The sequence below is a fragment of the Streptomyces sp. CA-294286 genome, assembly GCF_050947155.1.
Taxonomy (GTDB): domain Bacteria; phylum Actinomycetota; class Actinomycetes; order Streptomycetales; family Streptomycetaceae; genus Streptomyces.
In genome coordinates this window covers 3,875,926-3,889,965 of the sequence record NZ_CP192005.1, presented here as the reverse complement: position 1 = coordinate 3,889,965, position 14,040 = coordinate 3,875,926, and the positions used below count along the sequence as shown (strand labels likewise).

8 protein-coding genes and 1 tRNA gene are annotated in these 14,040 nt (G+C 72.7%); 2 read left to right on the top strand and 7 right to left on the bottom strand.

Features of this window, described 5'->3' with window-relative positions; all coding sequences use genetic code 11:
* Window positions 1-358: 358 nt before the first annotated feature.
* The 3 genes from ACQPZG_RS21930 to ACQPZG_RS21920 form a co-directional block, all read right to left on the bottom strand.
* On the bottom strand, window positions 359-1,000 hold the full coding sequence (locus ACQPZG_RS21930) for an IclR family transcriptional regulator (RefSeq protein WP_185031750.1): 642 nt from the start codon (window positions 998-1,000) through the stop codon (window positions 359-361).
* A gap of 445 nt (window positions 1,001-1,445) precedes the next feature.
* Entirely contained in the window at window positions 1,446-3,227 is a 1,782-nt protein-coding gene (locus tag ACQPZG_RS21925) for a DEAD/DEAH box helicase (RefSeq protein WP_433547433.1), read from the bottom strand.
* A 291-nt stretch (window positions 3,228-3,518) separates the two neighbouring features.
* Window positions 3,519-5,096 carry an MFS transporter gene (locus tag ACQPZG_RS21920; protein ID WP_433547432.1) on the bottom strand — a complete coding sequence of 526 codons (1,578 nt, stop codon included), beginning with the start codon at window positions 5,094-5,096 and terminating at the stop codon, window positions 3,519-3,521.
* Window positions 5,097-5,224: 128 nt separating this feature from the next.
* On the opposite strand from ACQPZG_RS21920, the gene ACQPZG_RS21915 reads away from it, so the two are divergent.
* Complete coding sequence (locus tag ACQPZG_RS21915; RefSeq protein WP_433547431.1) at window positions 5,225-6,088, top strand: alpha/beta fold hydrolase; 864 nt, start codon at window positions 5,225-5,227, stop codon at window positions 6,086-6,088.
* 125 nt (window positions 6,089-6,213) lie between these two features.
* Window positions 6,214-6,285 (top strand) — tRNA-Cys (locus tag ACQPZG_RS21910).
* Between the two features lie 159 nt (window positions 6,286-6,444).
* Here ACQPZG_RS21910 and ACQPZG_RS21905 read toward each other — a convergent pair.
* The 4 genes from ACQPZG_RS21905 to ACQPZG_RS21890 form a co-directional block, all read right to left on the bottom strand.
* On the bottom strand, window positions 6,445-7,581 hold the full coding sequence (locus tag ACQPZG_RS21905) for a lactonase family protein (RefSeq protein ID WP_433547430.1): 1,137 nt from the start codon (window positions 7,579-7,581) through the stop codon (window positions 6,445-6,447).
* A gap of 477 nt (window positions 7,582-8,058) precedes the next feature.
* Complete coding sequence (locus tag ACQPZG_RS21900) at window positions 8,059-10,362, bottom strand: xanthine dehydrogenase family protein molybdopterin-binding subunit (RefSeq protein WP_433547429.1); 2,304 nt, start codon at window positions 10,360-10,362, stop codon at window positions 8,059-8,061.
* Entirely contained in the window at window positions 10,359-13,118 is a 2,760-nt protein-coding gene (locus ACQPZG_RS21895) for a 2Fe-2S iron-sulfur cluster-binding protein (protein ID WP_433547428.1), read from the bottom strand. Before ACQPZG_RS21895 ends, ACQPZG_RS21900 begins: the two co-directional genes overlap by 4 nt.
* Entirely contained in the window at window positions 13,115-14,008 is an 894-nt protein-coding gene (locus ACQPZG_RS21890) for an FAD binding domain-containing protein (RefSeq protein ID WP_433547427.1), read from the bottom strand. The genes ACQPZG_RS21895 and ACQPZG_RS21890 overlap by 4 nt, the downstream gene beginning before the upstream one ends.
* Between the last annotated feature and the right edge of the window lie 32 nt (window positions 14,009-14,040).

The window sequence follows — 14,040 nt, the reverse complement described above, 5'->3', positions numbered from 1 at the left end:
GGACCCCCTCGGACCGCCCGGCCGAGCGGGAACACCGCCCTCCCCGGAAACCGCGACACACAGTCCCGAAACCACCCACACCGAGCCGAACGCCCCGAACACCGGCCACCTTCTTCCACAGCGCCCCGGCCACCGCGGCACGTCGGCCGCCGCAACGCTCCGGCCGTCGCAGCACCGCAGCTGCCGCGACGCGTCGGCTGCCGCAACGCTCCGGCGACCGCAAGCAACGCGACGGCTGCCGCCACGCATCGGCCACCGCGACGCCCCGGCTACCGCAACGCATCAACTGCCGCAACGCCCCGGCCACCGCAAGCAACGCGCCGGCTGCCGCCACCCATCGGCCACCGCGACGCCCCGGCTACCGCAACGCGTCGGCGACCTCGCGGGCCGCGTCGACGACCCGTTGCCCCACCCGCTCCGGAACCGAGTCGGACAGCATGACGACCCCTACACTCCCCTCCACTCCGGTCACCCCTATCAGCGGCGCGGCGGCCCCGCTCGCCCCGGCCTCCAGCTCACCGTGGGTGAGGGTGTACCCGGGCTCGGCCAGCACGCTCTGCCGCGCGGCGAGGATCGCCCGGCCCGCGGCGCCCCGGTCGAGCGGGTGACGGAATCCCGCCCGGTACGCCACGTGGTAGTCCGTCCACGTGGGCTCGACCACCGCGACAGCGAGGGCCTCGGCACCGTCGACCAGCGTGAGGTGTGCCGTCGCTCCTATGTCCTCGGCAAGGGAGCGGAGGGCGGGCAGCGCGGCCTCCCGTACCAGGGGGTGGACCTGGCGTCCCAGGCGCAGCACCCCGAGCCCGACCCGGGCACGACCGCCCAGGTCCCGGCGGACGAGGGCGTGCTGTTCGAGCGTGGCGAGCAGCCGGTAGACCACCGTCCTGTTGACGCCGAGCTTGTTGGACAGCTCGGTGACGGTGAGGCCGTGGTCGGTATCGGCGAGCAGCTTGAGGACGCGCAGTCCTCTGTCGAGCGTCTGGGAAGTCTCCGCGGTCACGACGCCCACTCCTTGGTGGTGAGTGCGAGCGGTCCTCCTGCGCATCGTGCACATCACCGGTTCCGTCGGTGACGCGCGCAGAGGCCGCCGGCAGGTCCTGGCACCGGCTGCGCTCCGAGGCGACGCTGCCACGGGGCGTATGCGTTGCCGGAAAGGTAGCGATCCACTCCGCTCAGCGGAAGACCTCGTCCAGAATCCGGGCGCAGGCGAGAAGTGGTTCCCCCCGTCGTCGCCCGTCCCGTGCTTCGGGCCAAAATCCCGACGGGACGGGACTTCTGGGCATATGCCCGCCCCGACCCATCCACCATCCGCCGCGCCCCCGGGCGTCCCCGACCCGCCCACCATCCGCCGCCACCCCGCCGGCTCCCCCACCAGCAGCCCCCGACTGCTTTCCTCTCGCTGACCCAGGCCGCCCCCTCACCGCCGTGCGCTCACCGCCGTGCACTCACCGCATCCGAGTGGCCCACTCCTGCACCTTCTTGATCCGCTCCTTGAGCTGTCCGGCTGTCGCCTCCGCGCTGGGCGGTCCACCGCAGACGCGCCGCAGCTCGGTGTGGATGACGCCGTGCGGCTTGCCGCTCTGATGGACGTACGCGCCGACCATCGTGTTCAGCGACTTGCGCAGCTCCAGCAGCTGCTTGTGCGTGACGACCGGCCGGGCCTCCGCGGCCTTCTCCAGCAGGTCCGCCTCGGAGGCGGGCTTCTGGCGGCTGTGCGCGATCTGCCGGGTCTGCCGTTTCTGGAGGAGCAACTGCACCTGATCGGGCTCAAGGAGTCCGGGAATTCCCAGGTAGTCCTGCTCCTCCTCGCTTCCCGGGTGCGCCTGCATCCCGAACTCGGCGCCGTCGTACAGCACCCGGTCGAAGACCGCGTCGGACTCCAGCGCCTCGAACGGCAACTGGTCCTCGGTCTCCTCGTCCTCCAGCCGCTCCGCGTCCGCGAGGAGCTTGTCCTCCTCGGAGAACGGGTTCTCGTCCTCGCCGCCCTTCTTGGGCTTGTCGAGCACGTGGTCCCGCTCGACCTCCATCTCGTTCGCGAAGTCGAGCAGCATCGGGATCGTCGGCACGAACACCGAAGCCGTCTCCCCCCGCCGCCGCGACCGTACGAAGCGCCCGACGGCCTGCGCGAAGAACAGCGGCGTCGAGATCGTCGTCGCGTACACCCCGACCGCGAGCCGGGGCACGTCGACGCCCTCCGACACCATCCGGACCGCGACCATCCAGCGGGAGTCGTCCGCAGCGAACTGGTCGATCCTCTTCGACGCCGCCTTCTCGTCGGAGAGCACGACGGTCGCCTTCTGCCCGGTGACCTTCTTGAGGATCTTGGCGTACTCGCGGGCCGAGTCCTGATCGGTGGCGATCACCAGCCCGCCGGCGTCCGGAATACCCTTCCGTACTTCGGTCAGCCGCTTGTCGGCGGCCGCCAGCACATTGGGGATCCACTCGCCGGTGGGCGCCAGCGCGGTCCGCCACGCCTGCCCGATCGCGTCCTTGGTCATCGGTTCACCGAGCCGGGCGGCGATCTCGTCGCCCGCCTTGGTGCGCCACCGCATGTTGCCGCTGTAGCTGAGGAAGATCACCGGCCGGACGACCCCGTCGGCGAGGGCGTTGCCGTACCCGTAGGTGTAGTCGGCGGACGAACGCCGGATCCCGTCGTTCCCCTCCTCGTACTGCACGAACGGAATCGGGTTCGTGTCGGACCGGAAGGGGGTGCCGGTCAGCGCGAGCCGGCGCGTCGCCGGATCGAAGGCCTCCTGGCACGCCTCGCCCCATGACTTCGAGTCACCGGCGTGGTGGATCTCGTCGAGGATGACCAGCGTCTTGCGCTGTTCGCACCGGTTGCGGTGCAACATCGGACGCACGCCCACACCGGCGTACGTCACCGCGACGCCCTGGTACTCCTTGCTCAGCGGCCCTGCGCTGTACTCCGGGTCGAGCTTGATCCCTATCCGGGCAGCGGCCTCCGCCCACTGTTTCTTCAGGTGCTCGGTCGGCGCGACCACCGTGATCTGCTGGACCACGTGGTGGTGCAGCAGCCACGAGGCGAGCGTCAGCGCGAAGGTCGTCTTGCCTGCGCCTGGCGTCGCCACCGCGAGGAAGTCGCGCGGCTGGTCCTGGATGTACTTCTCCAGCGCCCCCTGCTGCCAGGCTCGCAGCTTGTTGGCGGTGCCCCAGGGGGCACGGCCGGGGAAGGCGGGTGAGAGGTGGTGGGAGGTGGTGGTAGTCACGGTCTCCGGTCGCAGCGTCGGGTACGTGGCAGTCGCCGACAGGGCCGGTCGGGAACGCCGACCGAGGTCTGTAGGACAACCGGGCCACCTTACCGGCGTCCCACCCGTAACGCGTGGCGAGCACGTCCGGTCGAGCGCCGGTTGGGACCCAGCTCACAGTCGCGGACATGCTTGAGCGGGTGGCCGTCCAGGCTGGTCTTGACGACCCGGCTCTTCCCGACGGTGAGGCTCGTCCTGTCACCCGGCCCGGCAGCCGGTGTGCCGAACGGTGCGCCCGGCGGTGCCTACTTCTCAGCGCTCGCGCAGCCGCGTGGCCACCCAGGCCCCCGCCAGCGCCACGCACGCCATCGGCAGGAACACCGCCGCGAAGGCCGTCGGGTGGGAGCCGCCGCCCGCACCCGCGACCGTCGAGTGCGCGGCGACCGAACCGCCCCCGAGGGCCGCGAAGACCGCGCCACCGATCGCCAGCAGCATCACGTTGGAGAGGCCGTCGGAGATCTGAAGGGCAGCGGAGTTGTTGCCCGCCTCCTCCGGTGCGGAGAGCTTCAGCAGCATGACGCTGGTCGACGCGATGACCATGCCCATTCCGAAGCATCCGAAGGCCCACGCGACGCCCACCACCCACACCGGCACCGACGGCAGCAGGACGGTCGGCACCGCCGCGATGGCCGCCGCGACCAGCACCATGCCGAAGGACACCAGCCGCTCCCGGTAGGGCTCCATGCGGGGCCTCGACTGGACGAACGACCCGAATGCCCAGGTTCCACCGCCGACCGCGAGAGAGAGTCCCGCCATCGTCGGCGACAGCCCCCGCTCGGTGACGAGCATCAGCGGTACGAAGGACTCAGCCGCGATGAACGACCCGGCAGCCACGCCCCGCAGCAGCACCACCGACGGCAGCCCTCGCGCCGCCCGGTACGTCCCCCTGGGCAGCAGCCCGAGCACCGCAGGCACCAGCAGAGCCCCGCCCACCACTGCGGGCAGCAGCGACAGCCAGCGCAGGTCCTGGCCCGCGTACTGGAGCAGTCCGGCTCCGAGGGAGATCGCCAGAGCCAGACGGATCCGCTTCCGGTCGAAGGGGGGTACCGGCGCGTCCGGGTCGGCCGGGCCGGACGCCATCCGCCGGATCGCCGGCAGGGCGAGCGCCAGCGGGAAGACCACCAGAACCGGGATGCCGACGAACACCCAACGCCAGCCGAGGTTCTCGGTGATGGCTCCGGAGGCCAGCGGCCCCACCACCGACGGGACCACCCAGCTCGCGGCGAACGCGGCGAGGATCGCCGGCCGGTTCTGTTCCGAGTACGCCCGGCTGATCACCACGTACAGCGCGACGATCACCAGTCCGCCGCCGAGCCCCTGGACGGCCCTGCCGAGGATGAACAGCAGCATCGTGCTCGCCGTGCCCGAGAGCACCAGACCGGCGGCGAAGGCCACGATTCCCGCGGTCAGCGGCGCGAGAGGGCCCCTCCGGTCGGCCCACTGACCGGACAGCACCATCGCGAAGAGGCTGGTGGTGAAGTACGCCGAGAAGGCGAAGGCGTAGAGCGGGATGCCGTGCAGTTCGCGTGCGGCGACCGGCATCGCCGTGCCCACGGCCGTGGCCTCGAAGGCGATCAGCAGGACGACCGAGACGATGCCGATGCTCAGGGCGCGGTGCGTCCTGCCCAGCACGCCCTCCCGGGCGGGCCGGGACTTCCCCGGGTCCGCGGGGGACACGGATTCCGGTGCGTCCTCAAGAGCGTGGGAAGCCGCGGAGACCGAGCCGCCTGAGACGTCCAACCCCGCAGTGGTGCCGGAACCCTTCGGGGAAGGGGGGACGGCTATGTCGGGCGCGGCAGCATCGGGGTCGCGGGGCTCCAGGGCGGTCATCCCCTCAGAGTAAGGGGCGTTTCGCCTGTTGAACCCTGTCTCCCGACGGGTCCGGCCTCCGCCCTTGGTCGTACGCCCGGCGCCGGGCGCGACCGGTGCCCCGGCCCGTTCGGGGCAGACGTACAGCCATGCCTCACTACCGTTCGTACGACGACGCCGCCCTCTCCTTCCGGTTGCTGGGCCCCGCCGGCAGCCCGCTGATCTGCCTGGCCGGCGGCCCCGGCCGGGACGCCGCCTACCTCGGCGGACTGGGGGGCCTCGGTCGCTCGTACCGCTTGGTGATCCCCGACGCGCGGGGCACGGGCAACTCGCCGCCGTCCGACGACCCCGACCGGTACGCGTTTCCCGCACTGGCCCAGGACCTCGAAACCCTGCGTGCCCATCTCCGCCTGGACCGGTTCGCCCTGCTCGCCCACGGTGCGGCATCGGCCACCGCGCAGGCGTACGCGGCGTCGTACCCCGAGCGCCTGAGCCACCTCGTCCTCGTCTGTCCGGAGGGCCGCATCCAGCGCGCCCAAGGAGAGCTCCCGGACGACGCGCGGGAGGTCTTCGAGTCGCGCAGCACCGAACCGTGGTGGCCGGACGCTGCGGCAGCCGTGCGACGCCTCGCCACGGCCTCGGAGCCGGAGGAGGTCCGGACCTTGCTGGCGCAGGCCGCGCCGATGGCCTACGCCCGGTGGGACGCCCCGCAGCGCGCCCATGCGGCGACGGAACACGACCAGAACAACCCGGTTCCACGGGCCGGATTCCCGCAGGGCGTCGACGACCTGGCCCGGCTGTCGCTCCTCACCAACCTGCGAGAGGTGCCTTGTCCGGTCCTCGTGGTGACGGGGGAACTGGACACGATCACAGGTGTGCGGGTGGGGCAGACGGTCGCCGATTCCTTTCCCCGGGGCGAATGGCGGCGTCTTCCCGGAGTGGGTCACTATCCATGGGTCGACGACCCCGACCTCTTCCGCGCGTCGGTCACCTCGTTCCTCGGAGCGCTGTGAGGTTTCCCGTACCGGCGCTCTGTCAACGGGGCATGACGGTCGTGTGGCAGGACCCCCGGGATTCTTGAGGGGGTCTTCCCTTCCGTTCTACCGTTCTGGAGTTGTCAAAGAACGGACAGGTACACGGCCGTGTACCCGAGTGGTTCAGGGGCTCGCCTGCAAAGCGAGTCACGTCGGTTCGATTCCGACCACGGCCTCTTCGCTTCTCTCCTTTCCCTCTCTCCACGCGGCTTCCCGAACCCCGTGCGGCCCTGGCGCTCATGCGGCTTTCCGCGCGGAAAGCCTCGCGGATCGACGTACGAAAAAGACTAGACCCGACCACTGACAATCGATTTCGAGCAACTCAAATCCCCTGCTCAGAGCGGCAATACGCACGCCGCGGCCGGAACCGCCAGCGCCGCGTTCACCCGTGCGAGCCGACCGGTACGGCAGTCCACTCGGAAGGTCGATACGCATCCGGACTTCTGGTTGGCGGCGAAGAGCAGCGTGCCGGTCCCGTCGAATGCGATGTGCCGGGGGTAGGCACCACCCGACGGCGTCACGCCGAGCAGCCTGAGCCCGGCCCCACCGAGCCGCACGGCAAAGGCCGCGATGCTGTCGTGGCCGCGGTTGGACACGTACACGAAGCGTCCGTCGGCCGAAACGACGACGCCCGCGGGGTAGTTGCGCTCGCCGAGGCGGACCGCGGAAGGCAGCGTGGCCTGCGGGGCCCCTGGTTCCAGTCTGCCGGTGCGCGGCTCGTAGCCGCACACCACCAGCGTGCTGTCCAATTCGTTGACCAGGTAGGCGTACTTTCCGGAGGGGTGGAAGGCCAGGTGGCGCGGCCCCGCGCCGGGCCGGGTCGCGACCCTGCCCCGCTCCCGGAGGATGCCCTTCCGGTCATCCAGACAGTAGGTGTGCACGGTGTCGGTGCCGAGGTCGACGGCCAGGACGTACCGCCCCGCGGGATCACTGATCACCATGTGCGCGTGCGGCGCACCCTGCCGCTCCGGGTCCGGCCCAGATCCCCGGTGCCGCACGACATCCGTGGCCGCGCCCAGCGAGCCGTCACGCCCGATGGGGTGCACCGCGATGCTGCCGCCCGTGTAGTTGGCGCTCAGCAGGAACCTTCCGCCGGGGTGCACCGAGAGATGGCACGGATCCGCTCCGCCCGTGCTGCGGCTGCCCAGCGGCTCCGGCGGCCCGTCCGCACGCAAACGGAGAGCGGTGACGGTTCCTTCCGCCTGTTCGCCGACCGCGTACAGCATCCGACGGCTCGGGGAAAGAGCGAGGTACGAGGGATTGGCGATCCCTCCGATCACTCCGGTCGCAGCGATCTCCCCGGTGCCGGGGAGATACGAAGCGAGGCCGATCCCCGCCCCGCCACCCGGCCGAGAGGTGTACGTACCGAGGTATGCGGGACGCGACGCCGCCGGGTCCGACGGGGCTCCGGGCCCCCGGGGCCGACGGGCCGGGCGCCGGGCGGCTTCGGCGGCGGATCCGGGGACGAGCATCGCCGCGACTCCCGCGCCTGCGAGGGCTGCGAATCTCCGGCGGGCCGGCCCGCCGGCCTTCCCCGTGGCCACGGAAGCCCCTTGCGTCTCATCCGTCCTTCGCGTGTCACGCGTCGCGCTCATGGAGTCCCTCGCGCCTCTTCAGTCCCGCCAGCCAGTCGTGCGCAGCCCCGCATGGTGACCCTGTGCACCGGGCGGGGGCAAGGGGGCGCGAGTGGCCGACCGGGGGACTCCGGCCGCGCCTGCCGGAGGATGCTGTTCCGGCCGGCTCAACTCCTTGCGGCAACTGGGCGGACCCCGATTGTCAGACCCGCCTGCCACACTCTGTTCCACTCGCGGATCTCTCCGCCGCGAGCACGTCGCGACGACGACCTGTTCCTTGCGAACTGCATAGGGAGTTCAGCAGCGAGTGCGCGCCCGCCCCGCGCGGCCGTGCCGTCCCCGGGGGGCCGGCCCGCCGCCCGGGGAACTCGTAGGTCAGGGGTTGCTGACGGCCGCCTGGGGCCGGATCGGCAGCCGGTTGACCGGGCGTCCGGTGGCCGCCCGCACGGCCGAGGCCACCGCCGCCGGCGAAGTGACGACCGGTACCGCGCTCGCCGCCTTCGCGCCGAAGGGGGCCACCACGTCGCGCTCCTCCACCAGCTTGACGATGCGGATGTCCGGGGCGTCCAGGGCCGTCGGCAGGGCGTAGTGCGTCAGGTTGGGGTGGCGGACCAGACCGCGCGGGGTACGGAGGTTCTCCGTCAGCGCCGCCCCGACGCCCTGGGTGACACCGGCCTCGATGCGGGCGGCGAGCTGGGCCGGGTTGAGGATGCGCCCGACGTCCTGGGCGACGGCCATCTCCACGACCCGGATGGAGCCCAGTTCGATGTCGACGTCGACCACCGCACGGACCGCGCAGAAGGCGAGTCCCACGAAGGCGTCGCCCTGCCCGGTCTCGTCCAGGGGCTCGGTAGGATGCGGGCGGCACTGGGCGGTGGCCCACAGTTCCTTGCCGTCCAGCGCCTCGGTGACGGTGGTACTCAGGACGCCGTCGTAGGAAGTGATCTTGCCGTCGGCGATGGAGAGCAGTTCGGTGGACATGCCGAACTTGTGGGCCAATGGCTGGAGAAGTTGGGTGCGGACCATTTTCGCGGCCCGTTCGACCGCACCGCCCGAGACCCAGGTGTGACGACCGTGGGTGGCCGCGCCTGCGGGCGGCTGGTCGGTGTCGACCGCGGCGACGTGCACCTCGTCGATACCGAGGGTCTCCTGGACGATCTGACGGGCGAGCGTCGAGAATCCCTGGCCGGTCTCGACGGCCGCGCAGATGACCGTGGCGACGCCGTCGTGCACCTTCACCGTGGCGGTGGACACCTCGTCGGTGCCTTCCGCGCCGAGCATGTGCACCATGCCCAGGGCGTAGCCGACACCTCGGCGCACCGCGCTGGGCTCGCCGGCGCCTTCCGGGCCGCCGGGCAGCAGCCAGCCCTCTTCCGGCGAGTCCTTCGGAAGGGTGGGGAGGGGATAGTCCCGCACCGCGCGCAGGAGTTCGGCGACCGGGGCCGGGCAGGTGACGGTCTGGCCGGTGGGCAGCAGGTCGCCGGTGGCCAGCACGTTGCGCATGCGCAACTCGGCGGGTTCCAGGCCGAGTTTGGCGGCCAGTTTGTCCATCTGGCCTTCGTAGGCGGCGCACACCTGAAGGGCGCCTTCGCCTCGAACGTGTCCGGACGGTGGGTTGTTGGTGCGGACCGCCCAGCCCTCGACGAAGGCGTGCGGGACGACGTAGGGGCCGCACGCGAAGGAGACCGCGGCGGCGAGTGACTCGGACGAGTCGTCGGCGTAGGCGCCGGCGTCGAGGAGGATCTGCGCCTCGACCTTGACCAGACGGCCCTCGGCGTCCGCGTGGTGGCGGTAGCGCAGCAGGGTCGGGTGGCGGTGGGCATGCCCGAGGAAGGACTCCTCCCGGTTCGCGGCGAGCTTGACCGGGCATCCGGTGCGCAGGGCCAGGAGTCCGAGCGGGAGTTGGAAGCCCGCGTCCTCGCGGTCGCCCATGGCGCCGGGCACGCCGGTGACGACGACCTTCACGCGTTCTTGTTCCAGGCCCAGGCTGGCAGCGGCCAGGTCGCGGTCGGTGTGCGGGTCCGTGGAAGCGGTGTAGATCTCGACGCCGCCGTCCGGGCGGGGTACGGCGAGGCCCGCTTCGGCTCCGATGGGCGCCGGGTCCTGGCGGCCGATCCGGTACAGGCCCTCGACGACGACCTCGCCGGTGACGTCGGGGTCGCCGAAGCTGAGCGGGATGTGCCGGATCAAGTTGCCGTCGGGGTGGAGCGGTTCCGCGGCGAAGGCCTGTTCCGGGTCGGTGACCGGTTCGAGGACCTCGTACTCGACGGTGATCGCGGCGGTGGCCAGCCGGGCGGTGTCCGGGTGATCGGCGGCGACTGCGGCGACCGGTTCGCCGTGGTGGCGCACCAGGCCGGAGGCGAACACCGGACGGTCGACGACTTTGCGGCCGTAGTTCGGGTCGCCGGGGACGTCGGCATGGGTGACGACGGCACGCACGCCCGGCATGGCCTCCGCGGCGCTGGTGTCGATGGAGACGATGCGGGCGTGGGCGTGCGGGGAGCGCAGGATGGCGGCCCACAGCAGGCCCTCGGCCCAGAGGTCGGCGGCGTAGGGGAAGGTGCCCTCGGTCTTGGCGCGGGTATCGGCTGCGGGGAGCGAGGCACCGAGGCCGTGGGGGGGCTGTTCCTGCTGCGTGCCGCCGACCGCTGCGGCAGCGGTGGCCGCGTCGTTGCTCACGCCATGCCTCCGTCGTGCGGGTGGTGGGGGGTGTGCTGGGCGCCGCCCGCGCCGGGGGGCGCCTGATGCGGAATGCGGGCCTCGTCGTGCGGAACGTGCTGCGCGGTCGTGGCGTCGGCGGCGGCTTCGCGTTCGGCGACGACCTCGCGGACGGCTGCGAGTACGCCGTGGTAGCCGGAGCAACGGCAGAGGTTGCCGCAGAGTGCCTGCCGGGTCTCCAGCTCGGTCGGCGCGTGGTTGCCTTCGAGCAGGTCGTGGACGGTCATCGCCATGCCGGGGATGCAGAAGCCGCACTGGACGGCCCCGCAGCCGGCCAGGGCGCGCTGCACGTCCGAAGGCTCCCCGTCGGTGGCGAGGCCCTCGACCGTACGGACCTCGGACCCTGCGGTGGTCGCGGCGGGCACCAGGCAGGAGGCGACCAGACGGCCGTCGACCTGGACGGCACAGGCCCCGCATTCCCCCTGGGAGCAGCCGTCCTTGGCACCGGCGAGGCCGAGGCGCTCGCGCAGGACGTAGAGGAGCGACTCCCCGATCCAGGCTTCGGTGACCGGCCGGTCCGCGCCGTTGACCCGCAGCACGTAGGACGCGTGCGGGTGTTCGCTGGGCTCGTCGCGGTACGGAGGAAGCTCGTGAGGGGCGGCGTAGGACGGTTCGACGTCGGCACCGGCACCGGCACCGGCACCGGCACCGGCACCGGCACCGGCCACAACTCCGGCTTCGGGATCGAGTCGCTGCCCGTGGTCGGCTCCGTGCCCTGGTACCGGTTCGTGCCCGTGGTCGAGTCCGAGGCCCGGGTCGGCGTCGGGAGCCGCCGGGTCGGTGTCAGGGAACCGGCCGGTGCCGGGGGCCGGGTGCGAGGCGGCGTGCGGGTCTGGATGTGTGTCGGCGTCGTCGGCGCCGTCAGCTCCGTGCGCACCGCCGACGAGCGGGCTGGCCCCCGCGGTCTGGACGGTGGCGGGCTCGGGTACGTCGACTCGGACGTCGGCCTGGTCCTCGGCGGGCGGGGCAGCGGCCGTGCCGTCGGTCGGCGCTGCGGTCCCGGCTTCGTCGGACGCATCGCCGACGGGCCGGACGCCGCTGGTCGGGGCGTCCGGTGCCGGGTTTCCGGCGGTCGGGGCGCCGGAGACGGACGCTTCGGTCGTCGGGGCGTCGTCGGAACCGCCGTCGGCGGCCCGGGGTGCTTCGGGGTGCGGTCCGGTGGCCTGGGGTGCTGCGGGGCGGGGACCGGTGGGGTGGGCCTCAGCCGTCGGTGCTTCGTCGTCGCCGCGGGTGGCGGGGGCGCTGGGCCTCTCGTCCCCGTCGCCGTCCCCTTCCGGGGCGGGGGCGGCGCTCACGTCTTCGTCGGCCTCTACGGCCGTGGGTGCTGCCGGGTTCCGCTCAGGGTCCGAGTCCGTCCCGGGCTGCGGAGCTCCGGCGCCGCCCTGGTGGGAGCCGTCCCCTTCCGCGGACGCGGCGCCGCCCTGGCGGGGGTTGCCGTTCTCCGCCCCACCGGGACGGGGACCGCCTTCGTCCGCCGGGAGTTCGGGGCCGCCCCCCGCAACGGCGGACGGATGGGCACCGCCGTACTCGGGTGCGCCGGGCTGAGGCCGCTGGGACACTGCGCCGTCGGGGAAGACGGTAGCCATGGGCGCGCCACCGGTGGACGTCGCGTCGCCGGACGCGGCATCGGGGGCCTCTGCCGCAGCAGTGGGCCGCTCGGGCGGAAGCGCCCACGGGGCGGAAGCGCCGCCCGGCAGAGTTGTCGGAGTTCCCGGGGCGTGCCAGGGCGCGGCCGTAGCGACGGGGAACTCACCGGAGTCGTCCGGGGACTCGTCCTCGGCGACCGGGATCGTCCACTGCCCGGTGGGCTGGTGGGCGTGAGCGGAATCCCGCGAGGGGGTGGCGGCGGCATCGGACGCGGAGGGGGCGGCGCCGAAGGCGTCGGTGAAGTTCCACTGGCTCGTGGCACCCGCGTCGTGCCCTGCGACCGGCCAGCTCGGCGACGGCTGCTGGGGCTCGTGGGGCTGCTGCTCGTGCGGCTGCGTCGTCGGCTGCGCCGCGTGGTGTTGCACCGCGTGGTGAGGGAAGCCGTGCTGCTGGGAATCGTGGTGCGGAGCCTCGTGGGGCTGCTGCTCGTGGGGCAGGGGCGGGTAGGGCTGCGGGGCCTGGTGGAGGTGGACGTTCCAGGTCCCGGTCTCCAGCGGAGCCGTGATGTGCGGGGGAACGTAGTCGTGGCCCGGTGCGGCGAGCGGGTCGCCGGTGCTGGAGAAGTCCAGGCCCTCGGGCAGCTGGACGAACGCCGTGGCGTCAGCGTCGTATTCTCCGCTCTGCGGCGTCGGTTGCCAGCCGGACGGCCCGAGTCCGGGTGCTGGGCCGTACGCGGGGGTATGAGCCGGTCCTGCGCCATGGCCGGAACCGTAACGGGACGCGGGGGTGCCGAAGACGGTGCCGTCGAGGTGGCCGGTGTGTCCGAGGTGGTCCGGGTGGCCGGCCTGACCCGCGTGGCCGGGGCGGCCCTGGTGGCCGATCTGGTCCGCCGAGTCGCCGAAGTGACCCGGGCGATCCGAGTGGGCCGACCGAGCCGGGGGGACGGGGTCGTCCTGACCCGGGTGGCGCGGGTGGTCGGGGCCTAGCGCGCTGCGGGGGCCGCCCTTGTCGTCGGGCCCGGCAACGTCGTCGAAACCGACCGCGCTGCCGGAATCAACCGTATTGCCGGTATCGGCCGTCTTGTCAGGGCCACCCGTGTGGTCGATGTTGTCCATGTTGCGGTCCGTCACGACAGCGCCCTCCCCAGTGCTCGTCGGGCCAGCGCGGCGACCGTGCGCCGCAGGTGCAGTACGCCGGGGGCCAGCGCCGGGGCCTCGCCCCCGTCGTCGGGCCGTGGCGGGTCCGGGATACAGGCGGCGGCGACGTACTCGCCGAAGGCCTCGCAGGCTTCCGGGGCGAGTCGGCGCTCCCCGTCCCAGTCGACCAGCGACGCGATCCATGCCTCGGCCTCCAGCGGTCGCAGCGGCATCTGCGCGATCGCCCCCACAGCGCAGCGCACCGCACGCCGGGCAGGATCCAGGACGAGGGCTACGGAGGCCGTGGCGCGGCCGGGCCCGGTGCGGCCGGTGGCCTTGAAGAAGACCTGCGGGGCGTGCAGCAGCGGGGCACGGACGAAGGCGATGAGCTCGCCGGGCTCCAGCATCGCGCGGCCCGCGAGGAGGTGGGAGACCGGAATGTCGCGCTGCCCGCCGGGTCCGGCGACGACGAGAGTGGCTTCGAGGGCGGCCAGGACCGGCAGGGAGTCGCCCGTCGGGGCCGCGGTGACGATGTTGCCGCCAAGAGTTCCTGCGTTGCGGATCTGCGGCGGGCCGGCCGCGCGGGAGGCCGCGGCCAGGGCGGGGATGAGCGCCGCGAAGTCGGGGCGGCCCATCCGGGCGTGGGTGAGGCCGGCGCCGAGCAGGGCGTGACCGTCCTGGTACTGCCATCCGCGGATCTCACTGATCCGGCCGAGGCCGACGAGTCCGGAGGGCCTGAGGTGCCCGGAGTTCACGGCGGCCATCAAGTCGGTGCCGCCCGCGACGGGCACGGCGGCGGGCATGGCGGTCAGTGCCGCCACGGCCTCCTCCAGCGAGGCAGGCAGCGTCACGGCCTGCGCCGCCTGCGTTGCGTGCGTGGTCAACCCAGCTGCCCCTTCCCGGTGTCCCGCCCTGT